The sequence below is a fragment of the Natronorubrum bangense genome (assembly GCF_004799645.1).
GTDB classification, from domain to species: domain Archaea; phylum Halobacteriota; class Halobacteria; order Halobacteriales; family Natrialbaceae; genus Natronorubrum; species Natronorubrum bangense.
Genome location: NZ_CP031305.1, coordinates 1,430,277 through 1,451,717, shown reverse-complemented (window position 1 = coordinate 1,451,717; position 21,441 = coordinate 1,430,277). Strand labels below are relative to the sequence as shown.

23 protein-coding genes are annotated in these 21,441 nt (G+C 63.1%); 11 read left to right on the top strand and 12 right to left on the bottom strand.

Going from position 1 to position 21,441, the window contains the following annotated elements; all coding sequences use genetic code 11:
- Window positions 1-3: 3 nt before the first annotated feature.
- Window positions 4-375, bottom strand: a complete 372-nt coding sequence (hisI, locus tag DV706_RS07215; RefSeq protein ID WP_006065290.1) for a phosphoribosyl-AMP cyclohydrolase — start codon at window positions 373-375, stop codon at window positions 4-6.
- Between the two features lie 134 nt (window positions 376-509).
- On the opposite strand from hisI, the gene DV706_RS07210 reads away from it, so the two are divergent.
- Window positions 510-830, top strand: a complete 321-nt coding sequence (locus DV706_RS07210; RefSeq protein WP_136350834.1) for a cupin domain-containing protein — start codon at window positions 510-512, stop codon at window positions 828-830.
- A 93-nt stretch (window positions 831-923) separates the two neighbouring features.
- Here DV706_RS07210 and DV706_RS07205 read toward each other — a convergent pair whose 3' ends face one another.
- The gene (locus DV706_RS07205) at window positions 924-1,694 is read right to left on the bottom strand and encodes a hypothetical protein (RefSeq protein ID WP_006065292.1); all 771 of its coding nucleotides are present in this window, start codon (window positions 1,692-1,694) and stop codon (window positions 924-926) included.
- 97 nt (window positions 1,695-1,791) lie between these two features.
- Here DV706_RS07205 and DV706_RS07200 point away from each other — a divergent pair, with 97 nt between their 5' ends.
- The gene (locus DV706_RS07200; RefSeq protein ID WP_006065293.1) at window positions 1,792-2,403 is read left to right on the top strand and encodes a class I SAM-dependent methyltransferase; all 612 of its coding nucleotides are present in this window, start codon (window positions 1,792-1,794) and stop codon (window positions 2,401-2,403) included.
- Window positions 2,404-2,479: 76 nt separating this feature from the next.
- Here the strand turns inward: DV706_RS07200 and DV706_RS07195 are convergent, their stop codons facing one another.
- Entirely contained in the window at window positions 2,480-3,508 is a 1,029-nt protein-coding gene (locus DV706_RS07195) for an NAD-dependent epimerase/dehydratase family protein (RefSeq protein WP_006065294.1), read from the bottom strand.
- Window positions 3,509-3,703: 195 nt separating this feature from the next.
- Between DV706_RS07195 and DV706_RS07190 the strand changes: the two genes are divergently transcribed.
- Both DV706_RS07190 and DV706_RS07185 read left to right on the top strand, forming a co-directional pair.
- Window positions 3,704-4,507: a sulfite exporter TauE/SafE family protein gene (locus DV706_RS07190; protein ID WP_136350833.1), complete on the top strand. Its 804-nt coding sequence runs from the start codon at window positions 3,704-3,706 to the stop codon at window positions 4,505-4,507.
- A 121-nt stretch (window positions 4,508-4,628) separates the two neighbouring features.
- Window positions 4,629-5,141: a hypothetical protein gene (locus DV706_RS07185; protein WP_006065295.1), complete on the top strand. Its 513-nt coding sequence runs from the start codon at window positions 4,629-4,631 to the stop codon at window positions 5,139-5,141.
- Between the two features lie 78 nt (window positions 5,142-5,219).
- On the opposite strand, the gene serA is transcribed toward DV706_RS07185, so the two are convergent.
- The 3 genes from serA to DV706_RS07170 all read right to left on the bottom strand — a co-directional run bounded on the left by serA (window position 5,220) and on the right by DV706_RS07170 (window position 8,710).
- The gene (gene serA / locus DV706_RS07180) at window positions 5,220-6,806 is read right to left on the bottom strand and encodes a phosphoglycerate dehydrogenase (RefSeq protein ID WP_006065296.1); all 1,587 of its coding nucleotides are present in this window, start codon (window positions 6,804-6,806) and stop codon (window positions 5,220-5,222) included.
- Between the two features lie 500 nt (window positions 6,807-7,306).
- On the bottom strand, window positions 7,307-7,714 hold the full coding sequence (locus DV706_RS07175; protein WP_006065297.1) for a DUF7475 family protein: 408 nt from the start codon (window positions 7,712-7,714) through the stop codon (window positions 7,307-7,309).
- 99 nt (window positions 7,715-7,813) lie between these two features.
- Window positions 7,814-8,710 (bottom strand): EamA family transporter, encoded by an 897-nt coding sequence (locus DV706_RS07170; RefSeq protein WP_006065298.1) that lies wholly within the window; start codon window positions 8,708-8,710, stop codon window positions 7,814-7,816.
- Between the two features lie 147 nt (window positions 8,711-8,857).
- Here DV706_RS07170 and DV706_RS07165 point away from each other — a divergent pair, with 147 nt between their 5' ends.
- From DV706_RS07165 to DV706_RS07150, 4 genes are all read left to right on the top strand, one after another.
- Entirely contained in the window at window positions 8,858-10,048 is a 1,191-nt protein-coding gene (locus DV706_RS07165; RefSeq protein WP_006065299.1) for a mechanosensitive ion channel family protein, read from the top strand.
- A 115-nt stretch (window positions 10,049-10,163) separates the two neighbouring features.
- Window positions 10,164-10,619 carry a universal stress protein gene (locus DV706_RS07160; RefSeq protein ID WP_006065300.1) on the top strand — a complete coding sequence of 152 codons (456 nt, stop codon included), beginning with the start codon at window positions 10,164-10,166 and terminating at the stop codon, window positions 10,617-10,619.
- 97 nt (window positions 10,620-10,716) lie between these two features.
- The gene (gene serB / locus DV706_RS07155) at window positions 10,717-11,373 is read left to right on the top strand and encodes a phosphoserine phosphatase SerB (protein ID WP_006065301.1); all 657 of its coding nucleotides are present in this window, start codon (window positions 10,717-10,719) and stop codon (window positions 11,371-11,373) included.
- A gap of 108 nt (window positions 11,374-11,481) precedes the next feature.
- Complete coding sequence (locus DV706_RS07150; protein ID WP_006065302.1) at window positions 11,482-11,895, top strand: hypothetical protein; 414 nt, start codon at window positions 11,482-11,484, stop codon at window positions 11,893-11,895.
- 240 nt (window positions 11,896-12,135) lie between these two features.
- Here DV706_RS07150 and DV706_RS07145 read toward each other — a convergent pair whose 3' ends face one another.
- The 4 genes from DV706_RS07145 to DV706_RS07130 form a co-directional block, all read right to left on the bottom strand.
- Window positions 12,136-12,912 (bottom strand): hypothetical protein, encoded by a 777-nt coding sequence (locus tag DV706_RS07145; RefSeq protein ID WP_006065303.1) that lies wholly within the window; start codon window positions 12,910-12,912, stop codon window positions 12,136-12,138.
- Between the two features lie 142 nt (window positions 12,913-13,054).
- Window positions 13,055-14,266 (bottom strand): homoserine O-acetyltransferase MetX, encoded by a 1,212-nt coding sequence (metX, locus tag DV706_RS07140; protein ID WP_006065304.1) that lies wholly within the window; start codon window positions 14,264-14,266, stop codon window positions 13,055-13,057.
- A gap of 5 nt (window positions 14,267-14,271) precedes the next feature.
- Window positions 14,272-15,612: an O-acetylhomoserine aminocarboxypropyltransferase/cysteine synthase family protein gene (locus tag DV706_RS07135; RefSeq protein ID WP_006065305.1), complete on the bottom strand. Its 1,341-nt coding sequence runs from the start codon at window positions 15,610-15,612 to the stop codon at window positions 14,272-14,274.
- Between the two features lie 150 nt (window positions 15,613-15,762).
- Window positions 15,763-16,419, bottom strand: coding sequence for a DUF6517 family protein (locus DV706_RS07130; RefSeq protein WP_049889696.1), 657 nt, complete (start codon window positions 16,417-16,419; stop codon window positions 15,763-15,765).
- 210 nt (window positions 16,420-16,629) lie between these two features.
- Here DV706_RS07130 and DV706_RS07125 point away from each other — a divergent pair, with 210 nt between their 5' ends.
- Together DV706_RS07125 and DV706_RS07120 are read left to right on the top strand one after the other, a co-directional pair.
- Window positions 16,630-17,862: an MFS transporter gene (locus tag DV706_RS07125; RefSeq protein ID WP_006065307.1), complete on the top strand. Its 1,233-nt coding sequence runs from the start codon at window positions 16,630-16,632 to the stop codon at window positions 17,860-17,862.
- Window positions 17,863-17,990: 128 nt separating this feature from the next.
- Complete coding sequence (locus tag DV706_RS07120; protein WP_006065308.1) at window positions 17,991-18,494, top strand: plastocyanin/azurin family copper-binding protein; 504 nt, start codon at window positions 17,991-17,993, stop codon at window positions 18,492-18,494.
- A gap of 161 nt (window positions 18,495-18,655) precedes the next feature.
- Here the strand turns inward: DV706_RS07120 and eif1A are convergent, their stop codons facing one another.
- Window positions 18,656-18,946, bottom strand: coding sequence for a translation initiation factor eIF-1A (gene eif1A / locus DV706_RS07115; RefSeq protein WP_006065309.1), 291 nt, complete (start codon window positions 18,944-18,946; stop codon window positions 18,656-18,658).
- 124 nt (window positions 18,947-19,070) lie between these two features.
- Between eif1A and DV706_RS07110 the strand changes: the two genes are divergently transcribed.
- Window positions 19,071-19,250: a DUF7470 family protein gene (locus DV706_RS07110; RefSeq protein WP_006065310.1), complete on the top strand. Its 180-nt coding sequence runs from the start codon at window positions 19,071-19,073 to the stop codon at window positions 19,248-19,250.
- A gap of 195 nt (window positions 19,251-19,445) precedes the next feature.
- Here DV706_RS07110 and DV706_RS07105 read toward each other — a convergent pair whose 3' ends face one another.
- Window positions 19,446-21,419, bottom strand: coding sequence for a DUF460 domain-containing protein (locus tag DV706_RS07105; RefSeq protein ID WP_006065311.1), 1,974 nt, complete (start codon window positions 21,417-21,419; stop codon window positions 19,446-19,448).
- Between the last annotated feature and the right edge of the window lie 22 nt (window positions 21,420-21,441).

Below are 21,441 nucleotides of genomic sequence, written 5' to 3'. Positions count from 1 at the left end.
AGATCAGTCGTCGTAGATCGCGTCGGGGTCGAACACCTTCTTGCCGACGTTTTCCCCGTCGATCGTCCGGTAGAAACACGACTGGTGGCCGGTGTGACACGCCCCGCCTTCCTGGTCGACCAGATAGAGCAGCGTGTCGGCGTCACAGTCGACCCGAACCTCCGCAACGTCCTGTGTGTGCCCGCTCGTGGCACCTTTCTCCCAGAGTTCGTCTCGGCTACGGGAGTAGTAGTGGGCGACACCTGTCTCGCGCGTGCGCTCGAGTGCCTCCGGCGAGACGTAGGCGAGCATGAGCACCTCACCGGACGCTGCGTCCTGTGCAACGGCGGGGACGAGCCCGTCCTCGCCGAAGTCGACTGCAATCTCGTCGGTCATAGCTGGGTGGATGACCGTCAGGGCGATAGGTCTTTTGCCGAGAGGGTCACCTCGACAACGACGAACCGTCACCCATCGGCCCAATCATGAGTAGCGCCAACATTTATGACGCGTGGAGTGGGCGGGAGACCGTGATGGCCGACTATACGAAGACCAACTATCACGACGTCGACGATCAGAACGGGATGCACTTCCTACGTGACGAGTTGAACTGCGAGCACATGGGCGTGACCGTCGTGGAGTGTGAGCCCGGCTGGGAAGGCAAAGAACACGACCACGAGGAGGAAGGCCACGAAGAAGTGTACCTGCTGATGGAAGGCGAAGCGACGGTCACCGTCAACGACGAATCGATCGACATGGCCGAAGGTGACGCGATCCGAATTCCGCCGGACGCGACACACCAGATCCACAACGGCGACACCGAAAGTCGGTTCGTGCTGATGGGAGCACCGTAGGAGCGCCCGCCGTCGCAGACGGACTCCTGCAGTCAGTGCCAGTGCACCCGTGACGCTTTCGTTCCCACCGAGAGCGCGGGCCGGCAGCCCGTCTCAGGGCCGATGGAACTCGATGCCGTCGGCCGTCGCGACCGCGAGGGTCACGCCTCGAGCCAGACGGCCACCCGTTCTGATGTGGTGTTCGGGGAGCAACGGCATCGCTACTGGACGGTAGGCGTTTTCCCGCATTGCAGCGATACCGGCGTAGCGGCCGACCTCCCGATCTCGATCGAAGACGTGGATACGCTTGTCCGCGCCGCGGCCGTATCGATAGGGGAACGCGTCCGGTTCGGGGCCAGGGCAGGTCAGTTCGGTGGCCGCGAGGACGGCGAGGACCGAGCCATCGGCCTCGAGCAACAGTCGTGGCTCGTCGGTCCCCGTCCTGTCGCGGTCGTCATCGGCTGTGGTCGTCGACGAATCTTCTCGCCACTGTGGCTCCGCGTCGGTTCGGACGCAGGCATACCGCCCGTCGGTCAGCGCGATCCGATCCGGGATCGAGTAGAACTGACGGCAGCCATCGACACGGCCACGGAGCAAGAACGGGTCACCGAGGATCGTGTGTGCGGCCTCGAGTCCCCACTCGTCGACGACGAGCACCGGCGCCCGACCGGCGTGGGCGGCAGCCGCCACGCTGCTGGCGAGGGTCAACGGCGTGACGTCTCGGAGGCGCTCGACCGACAGCGGTACGTCGGGACCGTCTGCTGGATGGTCGCCACCAGTCGCCACGACCGGCCCATCGGCCTCGGGCGGATCTGGACAGCGGTAGCCCCGGTCACGGAGTGCCGCAACGACGGCCGCGAGCCGCGAGGGTTCGTGGGATGTCATCACTACCCCTACGACGCCGAGCGATAAGAGCGTCTAGCCACCACAGGCCATACCCGTTTGGCACCAGCACCATACCGTCTGCTTTCGTCTCCCAGCCATGGATCGACAGGAACTTCGACGGGCATGGGACGCCGTCGCCGACGATTACGCCAGCACCCGACGCGCCGACGGCGAGGACGCCGCCCTAATCGATGAGCTACTCGAGGGCCTCCCCGAAGCCGCAACCGTCCTCGACGTCGGCTGTGGCGATGGGATGCGAACGCTTGCAAACCTCGCGGGCGTCGATCGAATCGGGCTCGATCTCTCGAGTCGCCAACTCGAGTTGGCAGCCGAAAACGTTCCCGAAGCCCACCTCATTCAGGGTGAGATGACGAGGCTCCCGCTGGCCGCGAACGCTGTCGACGCGATCACGGCGTATCACGCCGTCTTTCATGTCCCCCAAACCGAGCATCCGGCCGTCTACGGCGAGTTCGCTCGCGTCCTCCGGCCGGGCGGGCGACTCCTCGCGACGGTCGGCTCGAGTCGCTACGAGACGACCCGACACGACTGGCTCGGAAGCGGCCAGTCGATGTTCTTCAGCACCCCCGGCCGCCGTCGGACTCGGAGCTCACTCGAGGCGGCAGGCTTTGCAATCATCTGGGAGCGAGTCGTCGACGATCCGCTGGGGAGTTCGGTGCCGTTCGTGCTGGCCGAATATCGGGGACAGTAAACTAGGGCAAGGGGCTCCGGTCAACTGCCACGGGCGCGGTGGTCTGTGGCTTGCCAGCGCAACTGATGGAGGCTATCTAGCGGTGAGTGACTTCCTGGACCTCGCCTCCCGTGTCCCCCCGCATCTTCAGCTGTTTCATCTCCCACTCCAGATAGTCTCGGAGGCCTTCCTCGAGAGGCCTATGAGTGATTCCCAGTTCCTCGGTCGCCTTGCTGGTATCGACCGGCCATCGGCCGCCGGCGAAAAACCGGAGCCCCTCGGATTCGAATCCTTCCGGCGGCGTAATGACCCGCTCTACTGCCCCCATTACGCTGGCGAACCCTGCGAACACCTTCGGGGAGACGGCACGAGGGGCCGGAACGCCTGTTATCGCTTCTGCACACTCGAGGACGTCGACAGCGTCTCGAGGCGCCCCTGAAATGATGTACGTTTCCCCAGGAGCGCCTTGTCCCATCGCGCGGAGGTGCCCGTCAGCGATATCTCCGACGTGGTCCCAGGGCACGTAGTGGCCGCGCGGAATCATCGGAAGCTCGCCCTGAAGGTAGCTCCGAAACAGGCCTCGAATCGATCCGTGCGACTTGTCTCCCGGGCCGTAGACGATGCCCGGTTGGACGATGACGAGTGGCAGTCCATCGTCGATCATGGGTTTGGCGACTTCGTAATGGGCCTCCCATTTCGTCCGGTAATACACGGCCGATTCCGGGCACTCCGGCGCAATCGTTTCGTCGATGTACGCAAACGATCGAAGTGGATACACGCCGAGCGTGCTGGTGTAGACGCCTTTTGGTACATCCAGTTCTGCCATCAACTCGAGAACGTTTCGGGTCCCCTCCACGTTGATCCGTTCGGCGTTTTCGGCCTCGCGAGGACCCGGACCGAGATAGAACCATGCGGCAAGGTGAAACACGCCGTCCACACCTGTCATCGCCTCCCGCATACTCTCTTTCTCGGTGACGTCGCCTTCGACCACCGTGACCGCCTCCGGCAGGTGACTCGCGTTCGAGCGCGAACGGGTCAGCGCAACGACATCGTGACCAGTTGCGAGAAGTTCCGTTACAACGTGCGAGCCGATCAATCCAGTTGAGCCAGTGACAAAATACTCCATTAGACGGTGTACGCCGCCAAGCGCTATATAAGTGCCTCGAACCGCTGAGCGGCCGATTTCCAGTAGATTTTACAGAATGAACGTGTCGCGAAATTCTAGGTCCCACTCTACCGCTTGAAGTGCTTATCAGTTGTTTCAGGTTTCAGCAGAGCCGGACAGGGTTATCTATCAAGCGAGCGAACGAGACGGACGAGCGTGTTCTCACAGCACGCGGTTATCGGAGCCGTCGATCCGACGACCGCCGCATTCGTCCTCGTAACACTTCTCCTGGCCGGCGTCGTTACCGGCATCGCCGGCTTCGGCTTTGCCCTCGTCGGGACGATGGCGTTGGCGACCGTCGTTGATCCTTCGGTCGCGGTCGTGCTGATGATCGTCCCGATTCTCGCAACGAACGTCTCGCTACTGGGCGAACTCGACGCCGACGCCGTCCGCTCGTGCAGTCGGCGCTTCTGGCCCTACGTGCTGGCGACCCTCGTCGGCACGCTCGTCGGCATGGCCGCACTCGAGTCAATCCCGGCTGATCCGCTGACGATCGCACTCGGGGTTGTCACGCTCGCGTACGTCGGGGCGACACAGCGGGCTGTTCCGATCCCCGGACGCGCCGCGCTCGAGGATCGCTGTTTCGTCGAACGGCGGGGGATGATGGTCGGCCTCGGCACCATCTCGGGGGTCGTCTTCGGCGCGACGAACGTCGGCGTGCAGGTCGTCGCCTACATCCGAAGTCGTGACCTCGAGGCCGGGCTGTTCGTCGGCGTCCTCGCACTCGTGTTCGTCGGTATCAACGCCGTTCGAGTGGGTGCCGCGGTGGTTTTCGGCCTGTATCCATCGCTGGCGGTTGGCGTGCTTTCGGTGGCGCTTGCGATTCCGGCTCTCGCTGGTGTCCTCGCTGGCCGACGCGTCCGACCGCAGCTCTCAGAACGAATCCAGCGACAGGGCGTGCTCGCGCTCCTCGCACTCATCGGCGGTCGACTCGTCCTCGGCGGGTTGGGAATCGCCTGAACGACCAGCGGTCGGCGACGATCAAACGGCCGTGTTGCAGTTCCGTGGGCATACTGGCCGAGTGCCGGAGCGGCGTGCGATCGGCACAACAACTGTGGCGGGCCAGTCCATAGAGTGATGCATGCTCCGTCGGCTTCGGGAAAACGGCCCTATCATCCTCGTTCCGCTCGCGTGGACGTTCGTCACCGCCGTCCACCTCGACCTCGCGAGCGAGCACGCCCTGTTCGTCGCCCATCTGGTGATGGCGGTGATCATCGTCGTCTTCACCGCCCTCTCGTGGTCGGCGATGGATCACGGCGTCTTGCTTGCGTGGCGGCGCGTGCTGCTCGCCGGCCTCGTCGTCACCTTGGCTGGGGGTGTCGGCTTTCTGGTCCCGGCCGTGGCGACGCCACTCTTTACGCTCAGTCTCGCTGGCTGGATGCTCATCCCGGCAGCGGGGCTTGCCTACACGAGTCAACACGTCGCCGAGACACCGCGGCGCTACCTCCTCGGGGCCGTCCTCAGCGTCCTCGGCTTGCTCGTCTACGCCAGCTCCTCGCTGGCCGGGGGCGATACCGGCGTGTTGGTCGCGGGACTCAGCCTGGTGAACGTCGGGCAGACGATTGGCATCGCGACCGCGGTCTTCCAGTACTGAGCACAGTCCCGACGGTAACCCGCGGACGCACACAGGACCAGTTTCAGAAAAACGGCAAAAACGAGCCGAACGAGGCGCTCAGTTCTGACCGTTCAGCGTGATGTAGTTGATCCCGATGATCCGGTCGTCGCCCTCGAGTTCCGCCTTCGCGTCCTCGGGAACCTCGCTGTCGACGTTGTAGACGGTCAGCGCCTCGCCGCCGATGGTCTCGCGGGCGTTGAACATACCAGCGATGTTGACGCCGTGTTTGCCCATAACGGAGCCGATGAGACCGATGACGCCGGGTTCGTCGGTGTTTCGCGTGACGACCATCTTGCCGTGGGGGATGGCGTCGACACGGTAGCCGTCGACACGGACGATCCGTGGGTCGTCGCCGGCGAAGAGAGTACCGTCGACGGAAACCTCGTCGTCACCGTTGCTGACGGTCACCGAGATCAGACTCTGGAAGTCCTCGGCCTGTCGAGTCTTCGATTCGGTAACGTCGACGCCGCGGTCCTCGGCGATCTGTGGCGCGTTGACGGCGTTGACCTGCCACTCGAGCGGTTCGAAGACGCCTTTCAGCGCGCTCGCGGTGACGAACTCGACGTCTTCGTCTGCGATCTCGCCTTCGTAGGTGATCTCGATGGACTCGACACGACCGTCGAGCAGTTGTGCGGCGACCTTGCCACCGGTTTCGGCGATGTCGATGTACGGCTCGAGGCGTGGGAACGCGCTCTCGTCGATCGAGGGTGCGTTGAGCGCGTTGGCGACTGGCTCGCCTGCGATCGCGGCGTTGATCTGCTCGGCCGTCGAGGTCGCGACGTTCTCCTGTGCGGCTTCGGTCGACGCACCGAGGTGAGGCGTGACGATGATGTCGTCGTGCTCGAGCAGCGGCGAGTCGGCCGACAGGGGTTCCTCGGCGAAGACGTCGAGTGCGGCCCCGGCGAGGGTGCCGTCTTCGACTTTCGCGGCGAGAGCATCTTCCTGAATAATGCCACCGCGGCCGACGTTGACGATGTAGCCGTCCTCGAGAAGGTCGAGTTCGTCCGCGCCAATCATGCCCTCGGTTTCGGGGGTCAGCGGCGTGTGGATGGTCAGGAAGTCAGCGGCCTCGATACAGTCCTCGAAGTCGACGAGTTCAGCACCGAGGCGGTCGGCGCGTTCCTCGGAGATGTAGGGGTCGAACGCGACGAGGTCCATCCCCAGCGAGTTGAGCTTCTTGGCGACTTCCTGGCCGACGCGGCCGAGGCCGACGACGCCGAGCGTCTTGCTGTCGAGTTCGGTGCCGAGGTATTCGCTTTTGGCCCACTCGCCGTTTTTCAGGCGGATGTGTGCCTGCGGGATCGAGCGCGCGGTCGCGAACGTCATCGCGACGGTGTGTTCGGCTGCGGCGCGAACGTTCCCTTCCGGTGCGTTGGCGACGATGACACCCTCATCCGTCGCCGCCTCGATGTCGATATTGTCGACGCCGATGCCCGCTCGGCCGACAATGACGAGTTCCTCGGCCGCTTCGAGCACCTCGTCGGTGACCTCGGTTCCCGAGCGGACGATCAGTCCCTGTGCGTCCGAAACCGCCTCGAGGAGGTCCTCGCCCTCGAGTTCATAGCCCGTCTCGACCTCGTGGCCGGCGTCTCTGAGTACGTCAAGACCCGCATCCGCGATGGGATCCGTGACCAGTACTTTCATGCGCGAGACAATCGTGTGGAGCAGGTAAACCCTTCCGTTGTCGTCGCCGGTGGCAAAATCTACCACCTCGGTTTGACCGAACATGGTCGTTTATCGATGAATTTCCATCCGGTGCAGTGGCCCTGAACGGTAGTTACTCCCGGGAATTCGAGATGGGGTGTCAACTGACATTCATTCATCGTTGAAGCAGGCCCGCTCCCACGGCGTCCACGGGACAACCCACAGAGCCTCGAGATGCGAAGAACGGTGGTCAACACGGCAGGAGAAACAGGAGTTCGACGACGGCGACGAGTTTGGTCACTGCCTCGCTTGCAGTCTATAGTAACAACTGAACCGATTGACACATGCATCGCACAGCAGTCGTGCGATGCGGTATGCAGTGAGTTTCAGTGGCTACTACAACAGCCGCTATCGACACTGCTCAGTATCGTTCCGTCCTGCTCGCGTCGGAGAAAGAATCTGCGTTCGATAACCAGCCTCGAGCGCGCTCCGGTCAGAGTTTACGCCTCCGTATCGGCGTACAGATAGACGGCACAGACCGCGAGAACAGCCTCAGCGGCTTTGGTGATGACCGCAATCGGGTTGAGATTGCCCTCCATGTAGAACGCCTCAACGCCCCAGCCCTGGACCGGAAAGAGCGCGAGGATGGTGATGATCGAGTACGCGGCTGCGACGAGAAACAGCGAGCGCTGCCAGTATGGCGTCAGATACAGGATCGTGCCGCCGATGAACCCGAGTCCGTTGAGGACAAACAGAGCAGCGAGCACCTCGCTGAACTGAATCGCGTTCATCGTGGCCAGCAAGTGTAACACACCCGTCACGAGTGCCATGACGATGGCAACGTATCCGATCGGATTCGACGGGCGAACGAATCGTTGGTTCGCCTCAGTTGTGGGATTTGCGCACATAACTGTGGCGTCTGCAGGGTCGAACAAAAGTAGTCTGGTAAGAACGTCGAAAACGAGTGATCCACGACGGCGTCGAAGTCGTAAACGGCTGTCGAGCGATCAGAGCGTGATCAACACCGCACCGACGACCACCAGCGTCGCCCCGACGATGACGCCTTTCGTTACGCGCTCGAGGTCGCGCAAGAGGACGGCGGCAAACAGCAGCGTAAACAGCGGCGCGGTCGCGACCAGCGGATCGACGATGGCGATCCGCCCTTCCTCGAGCCCCAGCGCAGCCATCAGCGAAAGCATCGCAACAGTCGTCAGAAGACCGCTGCCGGCGAAATACGTGTATGACGCGCGTGGACGCTCGAGGACGTCGCGCCCGCCGACGGCAGCCACGTAGGCGAGCAGCGCGACCAAGCCGGCCGTCTCGTTTATCGCGACGGCCTCGAGCGCTGAAATCGGCGTCTCGAGCATCCCGTACCGCCGAGAGACGTTCGCGACGGCGAAGGTGGCCGCAGCGGCGATCGGCCACAACAGATCACGGGGCTGCCAGCCCGCGAGGTCGCCGCCTTTCGAGGCCGTCAACACGGCAAGCCCAGCGACGAGGATGACGATGCCGACGCCAGTCACTGGCCCCAGTGGCTCGCCGAGGACGGCGAGTGCGATCAGCGTCGCAAACAGCGGCCGCGTGCTGAGAATCGTACTGTTGAGACTCGCACCCACCTTGTCGACGCCGACGAAGATCGTGATTCGGCCGAGTGCAGTACCGACAACGCCTGCGAAGACGAACACAACCAGGACCTCGTGCGTGAGTCCCGAAAACGCCGACCGGCCGTAGAGGACAGCGATGAGCAGCCAGTAGATTGTCGAGTCGACGACCACGACGACCAGCGACGCCTGCACGGAGCCACCGCCCGCGGCCATCCCGCGCTTGTCGAAAATCGGCGTAAATCCCCAGAAAATTGCTGGAATCAGGGCGAGGACCAGCACCTCGAGCGTGGCGCTCGCCATCACAGCACCTCCGAGGCCGACGAGACTGCCATCGGCGACACTGGGGTCGGCTGATGGGTCAACGTTGTGGTATACAGCCGACAGGTGCAGCCAGCGCGGACATCAGACAGTATTTACCACTCGGTTAACTATGCGTTACCGACACTGATGTTCTCTCCGTCCGTCGGCACGTGGCCTCTCGCCGACGCCGTTCCGGCGTTGCTCGAGCCGACGGGTTACGGAGCACTACTCGTCTGGACGGCGACGCGCCCGGACCTGTTCGGGACTGGATTCGGGAGCATCGATCGATCCTGGCTGCTGGTCGCGCTCATCCTGATCGGGTCGGTCCTGCTGGCACGGTTCATCCAGTGGGGGAGCCGTCGGTATCTGGACGGCGAGACCGCCGAGACGACGTTTGGTCGCGCGGCGTTCGCCGAACTTCACACCCCGCTTGCGATCTCGACCGCCCTGCTCGGGGTGTATCTCAGCCTGGTCGTGCTCGATCTCCTCGAGTCGACGACGCTGATCGTCGGCGGGATCGCCACGGTGTTGGTCGTCCTCTGGGCTCGAGCGTCGATCCGGATCGGTCGCCGCTGGATCGAAGTGCTTCAGGAAGGCCAGACCGGGTACGAGTTCGCGCCGATGTTCGGGAACCTCTGGACGATCACCGTTGTCGGCGGTGCTGTCCTGTTGTTGCTCTCGATCTGGAATCTCGATCTCACCCCCTTTCTCGCCTCGGCCGGCATTCTCGGGATCGTCCTCGGCTTTGCCGCTCAGGATGCGATCGGCAACCTGATCGGCGGCGTCGCGCTGTACTTCGACAACACGTACAAAGTCGGCGACGTGATCCGAGTCGAAGACGACATGCGCGGGACGGTCACCGACGTCGGCATTCGGAGTACGACCGTTCTGACCGAGGATAACCTGCTTGTCACGGTGCCAAACGCGATCCTGAACTCCTCACAGGTGGTCAACGAAAGCGCACCACAGCGCCACATGCGACTTCGAGTGCCGATCACGGCCGCCTACGGGACTGACTACGAGACGGTCGAGAAACTCGTGCTTGAGGTCTGTGAGGAGTGTCAGTTCGTCCGCGACACGCCGACACCGAAAGTGATCTTCGCGGAGTTCGGCGACTCCGCGCTTGGCTTCGAGCTCCGGGTCTATATCAACCATCCGCTGGTCGAAAAACGCGCGCTCGACAGCATCAATCGAGGCGTCTACGACGCCTTCGATGAGGCTGACATCACGATCCCGTTCCCACAGCGGGAACTCAGCTTTCTCGAGCAGCCATCGGACACCAGCCACGAGTTCGACGAACGACTGGCTGCGGACGAGCCGGCACCCGATCGCGACTGATCGCCTGTCGGCGGGAGTCGCAGACGGCCTCTCGGGATCGATCCCGGAATCGGCCGTCTATCACGATCTGAACCGACACCGAGCCTTATTTTGATTGGTCACGTAGGAACTGTCGATGTACGACCGCATTCTCCTTCCGACGGACGCCGAAAAGGGAGCCGAACTGGCAACCGAACACGCGATCGCCGTCGCTGAGTCGACCGGTGCCGAGCTCCACCTGCTGTACGTCGTCGACAGTGACGTCTACAGCTCCTACACCGGCGACGAGTACGTCCACGAGTTCGAGGGCCTCGAGGCCGCCCTCGAGCAAGAAGGCGAGGAAGCCCTCGAGTCGGCCGCCGAGGCAGCACGGGAGGCCGGCCTCGAGCCGACGACGGCCGTCCGACACGGCACGCCACACGAGGAGATTCTCGCGCATGCTGAGGACGAAGACGTCGACCTGCTCGTACTGGGGTCGAAAGCCCGCTCGGGCGAGTACCGCCGGCTACTGGGCAGCGTCACCGACCGCGTCGCACGACTGGCCTCGCGACCAGTGACGATCGTCAAGACGCCGGTCGAAGACGGAGAGTGAGCAGTCGATCGAGGACAACACACAGTGGTTGGGAAGCCGACACTCGTCGAGACGGAAACCTGAACTGGTTTATCCGGGGCGCTACAAGCAGCGCCCGATGACAGTCGTCGCTTTCGACTTCGACGGGACGCTTTCAGACTCCGAGATGACCGTGCTGCTCGGCGATCGCTGCGGTGTCGCCGACGAGATGGCCGAAATCACTGAGCAATCGATGAACGATGAGATCGATTACGCCGAGAGCCTTCGCAAGCGAGCCGCCCTCCTCGAGGGGCTGCCAGCCGAAGACGCACAGGCCGCCTACGACCAGGTCGAACTCCGTGAAGGTGCAGCCGAGCTGATCGAGGAGCTAAACGACGCCGGCGTGACGACCGCGATCCTCACCGGCGGCTTCGAACGCGGCGTCGCGGCCGCTCTCGAGCGCGAGGGAGCCACCGTCGATCACATCGTCTCGAACCGACTCCCGATGACCGACGACGAAACCGAACTGACTGGCGACGTCGAGGGCCCGCTCATCGAGGGCACCAAAGACGACGCCCTCGAGAGCCTCGCCGAGGACGTCGGTGTCGACATGGAAGACACCGTCGCCGTCGGTGACGGCGCAAACGATCTCCCGATGTTGAACGTCGCTGGCCTCGCGGTCGGCTTCGTCCCCAAACCGGCGGTCGAACCCCACTGTGATGTCGTCGTCACCTCGATGGACGAGGCCCGAACGGAGCTGCTCGAGGCCGACGTCCTTCCAGCCGCCGACCGGTAACGGCTCGTTTCTCAGTTCGGACGAACGTCTTCTCTCGGCGAAAATCGGGCTCGAGAGCCGTTTTTGATACCGAGAGACCTATTAACTCGAGGGCGAGTAAGAAGTTGTATGATGTGGCAAGACCTCGTGTTCATGCTCGGCAGTGGCCTTTCGATTATCTTTCTCGCACCGACGCTTCGCGACGCCAGTGCGCGCGTCCCGCTCGGGACGAGCCTTCCCTCGATGGGGATCGGCTTCGTCTACGGGGTGACGTTCGCGACGCTCGGCATGACCTTTTCCGCTGTTGGTGCGTTCGCAGCCGGAATGATGTGGTCGCTGATCGCCCTGATCCGGTCGCCGGGCGGCATCGGCCTTTCACTGCGACTGTTCCGGGTTGAAAGTGTCTCCCTGTTTATCGCCGATCTGCGACGCTGGCTCGCCAGTTTCCGCTCGTCGTCGCCTGTCGAACAGTACGTCACCGCTGACGTCGCATACGACCAGCAACACGGCTATCGACACACGACGGAAACACCTGCAGACTGAGTTCTATCGGGCGTTTTCGACGGCAAAACTGCATCGGACCGGTCGGCAACACGAGACGGGTGGACTCACGGCCGGCCAGAGCCACACCAGTTGGCCGCCAGCGACCCAGACGGAAGCCACGTGGGTCCGCGCTGTACCGCTGTGCGGTGAGTTGCTAGCCGCCATCACGAAACGCGGCGGTGGACAATCCGTACAAACCGAACCGTCGCTGGCTGGTTCGGCAGTTCGTGATCGATGACGTTAGCGGTCGGTGGCTTTCGTCATCAGCGTCTCGAGGGCGTCCTGACGCTGGGTCAACACGCCACCGATAGCCGCGAGGACGGCAGGAACGACGAGTCCAGCAAGGAGAATCGCGCTCATGGTCGCCGGACCGAACGTAATCTCGCCCGTGACCTCACCCGAATCGTTTAGGAATGACTCAGCCTCGAGTGCACCGACACTGTCGAAGACGCTGCTGACGAGTGCCGGATCACTGTAGGTGGTCGTCATCAGGAACGCGGCAAGCACCGCAAACACCAGATACACTGGAACGACCGTCACGCTGGCTTTCACTGCCCCAACAGCGTCGTCGGCGTCGACGTACGTGGCGATCGCATATCCGGCCCCGACCACCAGACCGGCAGTGAGCAGGAACAGCGCCGTGTCGATCAGAAAGAACGGTGGGGACGCGGCCGCAGCGGCGTGGTTCGGCGCATCGCCGAGCGTTGCGGGTTCGCCCTCTGCCTCGAATCCAGTCCCGAACGCAGCGAGGTAGCTCCAGCCAGCGGCTTCCCAGGAGGCAACCATCTCCGTGACGACCAGCGACCCATCATCGGTGTACGTCGCTGGAGTCGTCTGTGCGGTCGAAACGATCGTCGAGAAGAGGTGTGCGAAATACGAGAGAACGACCGCGATCGCACCGAATACTGCACCCTGCTTGAACGGTAGATCTGCGTCCTGTCCGGTCGCCACGCGCTGTGTCGGCTGTTCGTCTGCCTGTTCGTCGTCGTCGTACTCGAGTTGGCTATTATCTGCCATCAATGATACATCAAATGAGTGGATATTATATATTTCTATATATTCTGTTGAGCTATACTTTTCATCGTATTATCGTGTGACAGAAGCGTGACTCGTCAGTATTAAGATCGATAACGAAGCCGGTCGTGTCAGTGAGCGACCGTTATTCCGAAAACAGACTCGTATGCACAGGGGCGAACGACGACTCGGGCTCGAGGTCGGGTTCGGGTGCCGTATCAGTAATCGTCCGCCCGGCGAGGCCGTCCTCGAGTAGTTCGTCAAGCGGCGGCCCGACTTTTTCGGGTTCGACGAGGAACGCGTCGTGGCCGTGATCGGATTCGACGACGTGGTGGGCGACGTCGACGTCCGCCTTGCGGCAGGCTTCGGCCAGCGATTCTGACTGCTCGACGGTGAAATGCCAGTCGCCGGTAAACGAGAGCAACAGCAGTTCGCCCTCGAACGCAGCCAGTGCGTCAGCATCGGACTCATACCCCGCCGAGAGGTCGAAGTCGTCCATCGCACGGGTCATGTAGAGATAGCTGTTCGCGTCGAAGCGTTCGGTGAACTTGTCGGCCTGATAATCGAGGTAGGACTCGACCTCCCGGTAGGGGAAAAAGGCGGCCGCTGGGTCCGGCGGCTCCTCTCGAACCGTCTCTCGGCCTGCGGAGCGGCGGCCGAACTTCCGGCCCATCGAGGCCTTCGAGAGATACATGATGTGGCCAATCTGGCGCGCGCGTGCGAGGCCGTCCTCGGGTTCGGGACCGCCGTAGTAGTGGCCACCGTTCCAGTTGGGGTCGCTGGTGATCGCCCGGCGGGCGACCGTATCGAGCGCGAGACACTGCGGGTCGAGTCGGGCGGCGGTGGCGACGGCACCCGCCCGGTCGACGTCGTCGGGGAAGCGTCGCAGCCAATCGAGGACGTTCATGCCGCCGACGCTGCCGCCGATGACGGCGTGGAGTCGACCGACGCCGAGTTCATCGAGCAGTCGACGCTGGGAGCGCGTCCAGTCGCCGACGGTGACGGGTGGGAAGTCGGTGCCGTAGGGCTCACCAGTTTCGGGGTTTTCGCTTGCTGGCCCCGTCGTGCCATAACACGAGCCCGGCGCGTTCGCACAGACGACGTAGTACTCGGTGGTGTCGATTGCCTTCCCGGGGCCGACGACGTCGCCCCACCAGGCCCGCGCTTGGCCGGCCGTGTTGCCGCCAGCGTCAGGCCGACGGGCGACGTGGGGGCTGCCGGTCAGTGCGTGACAGACCAGCACCGCGTTGTCGCCGGTAAACTCGCCGTAGGTCTCGTAGGCGACCTCGAGGTTGGGGATCGACTCACCGGAACAGAACTGGAACTCGCCGAGAGTTGCGGAATCTCTGGTTGTCATGGATATCAGTCCTCGCTCGTCGTGACGGTCGCGGCTCGTGTCGCCGTCTCGATTGCCTGCTCGAGGTCGGCCAGGATGTCTTCGGGGTCCTCGATGCCGACGGACATCCGGACCAGATCGTCCGTCACGCCCGCTTCTTCGCGCTCCGCGGGAGTCAACTGCCCGTGGGTCGTACTCGCAGGGTGGATGACGAGCGTCTTCGCGTCGCCGATGTTCGCGAGGAACGAGGCGACCTCGACGCTCTCACAGAAGACCTTGCCCGCCTGGTACCCTGCCTCGAGGCCGAACGCGACCATGCCGCCGAAGTCGTTGAGGTAGTTCGTGGCATTGTCGTGGGTCGGATGCTCCTCGAGGCCGGGGTGGGTAACCCAGGCGACGTCGTCGTGGTCGGCGAGGTACTCGGCGACGATGGCGGCGTTCTCGCAGTGTTTTTCGACCCGGAGGGGAAGCGACTCGAGGCCCTGTAAAGTCTGCCAGGCATCGAAGGGTGACTGCTGGTTACCCAGACTGCGCAGCGACCGGAATCGAGCCGTCGCGGCGAAGGGGGCCTCGGGGAAATCCCGCGAGAAGTCGACGTCGTGGTAGGCGTGGTTCTGGCCAGCGATCTCGTCGTAGCCGTGTTCGCCCCACGGGAACGAGCCGCCGTCGACGAGGACGCCGCCGACCGTCGTGCCCGAGCCGTGGAGCCATTTCGTCGTCGACTCCCAGACGACGTCCGCACCGTGTTCGAGCGGTCGACAGAGCGCTGGGGTCGCGAAGGTGTTGTCGACAACGAGGGGGACACCGTTGTCGTGGGCAATCTCGGCGACGCGCTCGAAGTCAGGGGTGACAAGCGAGGGGTTGCCGATCGTCTCGACGTGGACGAAGGCGGTGTTTTCGTCGATCGCCTCCTCGTAGGCGTCGTACTCGAGGGTGGGAACGAATCGTGGTTCGATGTTCCGGCGGCTTGCCGTCTTCGAGAAGTAGGCAGTCGTCCCGCCGTAGGTGTCCGTCGAACAGACGACGTTGTCGCCCGCCTGTGCAAGGATGAGAACCGCAGAGTCGAGTGCCGCCATGCCGCTGCCCGTCGCAACCGCACCAGCCCCGCCCTCGAGCGAGGCGAGTCGATCCTCGAGGACCGTGACGGTCGGGTTGGCGATCCGAGAGTAAATGTAACCGTCGTCCTCCAAGGCGTAGCGTTCAGCGGCGGTGTCGGCGTCGTCGAAGACGTAGGATGTCGTCTGGTAGATCGGCGGTGCCATCGCCCCCGTCTCCGGGTCGGGGGACTGTCCGGCGTGGACGCTTCGTGTCCCGAGACCGCGCTCGGGACAGCCTGTGTTCGTCCCGTCGCTCGCGTCGTCGCTCATGTTTAGTATGCATACTTCTACAGACTCATATGCGTCGCAGTAACGGCAAAAACCGTAGTCGATTCGGTCGCATTCACATACATCCCTCGGGTCCGTACGGGTGTGCCGCCGGCGTGAGACGCTCGTGGCTGGACAGGGGCAGCACGTAGCTTATTCGTGCTCGAGTCCCTCGAGCAGCGTTCGAACAGCGGTCGACTCGGATTCGGCGTTCACCGCCTGTGGGTAGACCGCGACACAGATGACGAAGTCGTCACCGTTGGCGACGGCTTCGCTCACCCGAACGGTGACGTCGATCGTGGTTTCGACCGGAACCAGTCGGGCGCGTCCGCGATAGCGAGCGAGCGTCGTCTCGCTGCCAAGCACCGAGACGGGTTCCTCATCGACGTACTGGACGTCCTCGAGTTCGTCGTAGCGGTCCTGGATCAGGGCGACGAGTTCGTCCGTCGAATAGTCGCCGACGGGGTTGAGTGTGCGGCCGAGTACGGAGATCTGTGGTGTAGCGAGCACGGAGACGACCGCGGTCTGGACACGTCCAAGGCCGAGTGCGTCAAGTGCGAGCGCCCGGTCGTACTCGGCGTTCCAGTTTTGAACCGAGATCGTCCGCTCGATTCCGAACCGGCCGACGGTTCGCTCGATGCGCAGCTCCTCGACCGTGTGTTCGCCGTAACCGGTTTCGGCGAGAGCCGCCGGAGAGACGGTGGCCGGAGACGCGGCAAGCGAGTCGCGAGCGACATCGGTACAGCCGGCGAGGAGTCCGATCCCGGCCGTCACACCTGCCGTAAGGACGTGTCTGCGCGTGAGTGTCATCGACAGAAACAGGGGACCGAGAGCCGAAAGGATATCGATTCGGGCCACATTCGATTGGCGTCATAATTAAAAAGTGGACACACCCCTCGCCGAGCTGTCGTGCAGTGCAGTGTGCATGACGGCAGTGGCGACGAGAGATCGGAGAGATCGACCCAAGCAGCGCTTTCGAGACGGACGGGTTGATAGTCCTCGGGTGGCAACGTATCGGTCGTGCACTCGAGTGACCGTGATCGGGTCGTGCTCGCGGCCGTCGTTTTCGCGGTGTTGTTCTCACAGCTGTTGCTCTATCCTGGTGTTGCAACGCTCGTGGAGACGCTTGGGGCCGACGCGACGGCATCGCCGTTTGCGTCGACGGCACTCGATGCGAGCATGTGGTTTCTCGTCGCCGAGTTCGCCGCCTACATCGCCTTCGTCGGCGTCTGGGGGCTCGCAAGCGACGTGACAGGGCGGCGGACGCCGTTTATTGTCGCCGGCGCACTCGCTGGAGCCGTCGGCTACGCCATGCTCGCTGTCGTCCCCGCAGTGGGGTCGATTTCGTTCGAGGGCGTCCTCCTCTTGCGGGTCGTGCAGGGCGCGATGACCGTCGGCGCGTTCTCGCTGACGATGACCATGTTAATGGATTTAGAGGGTGGTCACGGCCGAAACATGGGTGCTGCAGGGATCGCAATCGGGCTCGGAGCAGCCCTCGGCGCCCCCATCGGCGGCCAACTCACCGAACTCGATCCGCTCGCGCCGCTGGTCGGTGCCGCCGTCTTGCTCGTCGGCGTTGGTACGCTCGTCTCGCAGGTCGACGACCGCACGCCGAACAGTCGCCGGAGCGCTCGAGCGCTCCTCGAGGGTGTCAAGCAACGGCCAACGCTGTCGGTTCCCTACGCTTTCGGCTTCGTTGATCGGATGACAGCCGGCTTTTTCGCCCTCGTTGGGACACTGTACTTCCAGGAGACGTTCGGGCTTGGGCCTGCCACGACGGGACTGTTGCTGGCGTGCTTTTTCGCCCCGTTTGCCCTGCTACAGTACCCCATGGGCGCGCTTTCGGACCGAATCGGTCGAACGATCCCGATCGTCGTCGGGTCGGTGTGTTACGGCCTCGGCATTCTCGCCGTCGGCGCTGCGCCGTCGGTCACCACGGCTGCGGTTGCGATGGTCGCCGTCGGCGTTCTCGGGGCACTCGTCTCACCTGCGACGATGGCACTCGTCACGGACATCGCCGATAAAAACGAACGCGGCGTTGCGATGGCCGGCTTCAACATCGCCGGCAGCCTGGGCTTTCTCGGTGGCTTTCTCGTCGGCGGCACCATCGCCGGCAGCTACGGCTACGATCTCGCGTTTCTCACCGTCGGGAGCCTCGAGATCATGATCGCCCTGATTGCCGTCCCAGCGTTTCTCCGGCTCTCGATTGGCCGTCGTGGACGGCAGCCAAGCGACGATCACGGAGAGATCTGATCGCTGTCTTGTAGATTCCAACTAGCTTCTCGGTGAGAACTACCAGTAACTGATATGGTATGGAAACGCATGACAGCGTCGCGGTGGAGGGTATCAATTTTTATGTACTCAACCCTTATCCGTCGGTGATGGCACGAGACAACCCAATTTCGCGGCGGACAGCGCTGAAGGTCACGGGCGCAGCAGCGGCAACCGCACTCGTCGCCGGTTGTTCCGACGACGACGACAACGGGAATGGTGACGAGGAAGAGGAAAGCTTCGAGATGGAGGCGGGCGAGAGAATCGTCCTTTACGGCGACACGGCTGGCTGGGAAGGCGTCGAACCGTCGGAGATCGACGGCGTCCAGAACCCAACGCTCGTCCTCGAAGAGGGCGAAGAGTACGAGATCGGCTGGGAAGAAGGCGACGGTCAGTCCCACAACATCGAAATCCGAGACGCAGACGACCAGGTCATCGACGACTACGCAACCGATGAGACCAACGACACCGAACCCGACGACCAGTTCCTCGAGTTCGAAGCCAGCGAGGAGATGGTCGACTACGTCTGTCTGCCTCACTCCACCGCAATGCGTGGTTCGATCGAGGTCGAGGCAGCTGACAACGGCGACGAAGAAAACGGCGACGAAGAATAACGACCCGGTAGCGTTTTTATTGCGGCTTACCGAACCGATCGAACACTGACGCTGGTGTCGCTCGGCTCTTCTTTCTGTATCAAAACCGTTCCACTCGAGTCCCTACCGAGTCGCTACTGACTCGAGTCCGTAGCATCGAACGACAGCAAAACCGTGTGCCGCTACTGAATATGGCCTTCGCGTCGGAGCTGGTCGGCTTCGCTTTTTTCGTAGCGCCAGGTGATATCTGCTTTCTCGTCTTGCCAGTCCCACGGCTCGACGAGAACGACGTCGTCTTCGCGAATCCAGATGCGCTTTTGCATCTTCCCAGGAATACGTGCAGTGCGCTCTTGTCCGTCTGCACAGCGTACTTTTACACGGTTCGCCCCGAGCATGTTAGTGACGGTCGCAAAGACCTCATCGTCCTCAGGCATCCGGAGGTTCTTCCGACCGCCCTCACCGTCGTCACTCATGGCCCATAGTTCACATTCGATCGGTTTAACCCTTTATCGATTCAGTTGACAGTCTATCCGGCAACATCGCCCTCGAGGCCGAAAAACCAGGCCGTTTATTTCCCTTGGCTGGCCAGCCCTTCGTATGCTGAAAAATCTCGGTCCGCAGGGTATCGCCGGCCTGTTGATTCTTCTCGCCGGCATCGCACTCATCGCCTCTCAGAACCTCCTGATCGCCGCCGGTATCGCACTCGTCCTCGCCGGCCTTGGCATCATCGTCAAGGCGCTGGTTTCGGGCATGCTCCAGAGTTTCGGGATGTTCTGACAGACAGCGAAAGATTTTGTCGCTTCGTTCCCTCGAGGCCGCAGTCGCCGTCTTCAGTCTCGTCGCGATCGGCTGTCTCGGGCACGCGCTGTTCGTCACCGGCCCGTCGACGAACTCGAGATCGAAGCGATTCCACAGCTGCTGTTGCCGAGGGGGCCGCCGGAGTGAGACTCCGAGCCGGCCCGCGAGCACAGCTCACGCCTGATTGTCGCCCGCTCGATGCTCGCTGATGAGTTGATCGACCATCGCCGCCTTGCGGTCTCGTTTACGTTCTTCGGCACGTTCGTGCCAGTCGTCGATGACGGCTTCGACATCGTCCTCACGGGCAACAGCGAGTTCGTCGACTTCCTGCATCGCAACGTCGTCAGCGGGACCGACTGGAATGTCGGCGTCGAAGAGGATCTCGTCGGCGATCTCTGAGAGCCCGCCCTGTTTCAGGACGACCCGTGGCTCGAAGTCAGCGAGCAGTTCGGCCGTCGAGCGGCCCGCCCCGCTTGCATCCCGGAGGAAAACGATGTCGCCGGGCGCGATGCCGTACTGTTCGTTAGCCTCGCGAATTGAGCCTTTCGTAAACTTCTCTGCAACCTTGACCGGCACCAGTCCCTCTTTTTCCGCCGAGACGTCGCTGAAGTTCGAATGGTCGAGCTTCCAGAGTGCTTTCATCCGGTCGACTTTCCGCTCGAGGCCGTCGACCTCCTCGCGGGCCGCATCTCGTTCGCGTTCCAAGCGGTTGGCCTTTCGCTCGAGTCGGGAGACCTCCCGGTCCTTTCGCACCTTCGTTCGCTCCTCACGTCGGGCGACGCTGAGTTCGGTCTCGAGGTCGTCGATACGATCCTCGCGGTCCTCAAGGCGACCCTCGAGGGTCCCGACGTGTGATTGAAGGCGCTCGACCTGTCGCTCGAGGTCCTTGATTCGACGTTCTTCGGGCGTCAGCTCACGCGGTTCGTGTTCAGTCGACTCCGACTCTGGCTCTTCGTCGTCGTCCAGCTCCCTGAGCACGGCTTCGACGCTTTCCTCGCCAGCGACGACACGCGCCGTCACCTCGCCACGGTCGAGCCCCGGCGGGAGTTTGGTGGCGATCCGCTCGAACTGGTCTTCGTGGGCGTCGAAGGCATACAGCGCCGCGGCCATCGCGTCGCGCTGGTGGTCATCGTCGTAGGGGTCGTGACGCGTCCGGTGTTGTTTCTCGTCGATCGGGAGATCGCTCGTCGGCGTCCAGCCCGCCGCATCGAAGCTCCGGCGGAATTTCTCGACCGTCTCGGGGATCGGCGTCACGTCCGCTGCAACGATGATCGGACGGCCGCGCTCGACGATCCACTCGATCACGTCGGCGGTGTCGCTGGTCCGCGAACTCCAGACGTCGAGCACCTCGCCCTCGAGAGAGACGATCGCAGCCGCGGTTGTCGTGCCGGGATCGATGCCGACGATGACGTGATCCCGACGTTTGGCGAGCGGACGGAACTCGATGCCATCGCGGCGCTCGCGTTCGATCTCGACGCGGACGTCACCCGACCGGTTGCGCGAGACGGGGATGTCGCTGGGGCGGGCGGAGACGGTGAAGACGGCGTTCGCGTAGCCGCCGTAAGCCTCCCGGATCTCCCTGTCGTACTCGAGGTTTTCGTTCTCGAGTTCGGACTCGACCTCTCGCGTCCGCTTCCGAACCGAGCCGTGGATGCGACGCGTATAGCGATCCTCGCTCCAGCCACCGCTGCCGGTCGATCGGCCTCTCGAGACCTTGACTTCGGTCGTATCCGTAAACGCAGAGACCTCGTGGCCGACGTTGTGGGCGGCCAGCCGCGCGGCGGCTTCGGCCTCTTGCATCGGCTGTTTGCCGTAGGGAATCCCGTGGCGTTTCGCGACTCGAGAGAGCGGCTCGGGCTGTTCGGCCCCCGTTACCTGGACGAGCATCGTCCCGGAGGGCAGCGAGCCAAGGAAATGAATCAGCTGGTCCTTGTCGGCCGCCAGCTCGTACATGTTGTCCGTCGCGATGATCGCCGGCTCCTCGTCGTCGATCAGCCGCCGGAGTTTGCGGTGGGTGACGACGTCCCGTGTGAGGTTGTCGCCGTCATAGACCACGAGCGCGTACGACGGCGCATCGCCCCGCACGTCACCGCTTTGAATATCGACCCCGAAGACGACTGCATCGAGGGCACTCGTTCGCGTGCTCACAGGCGGCCCTAGGGGCGAGTAG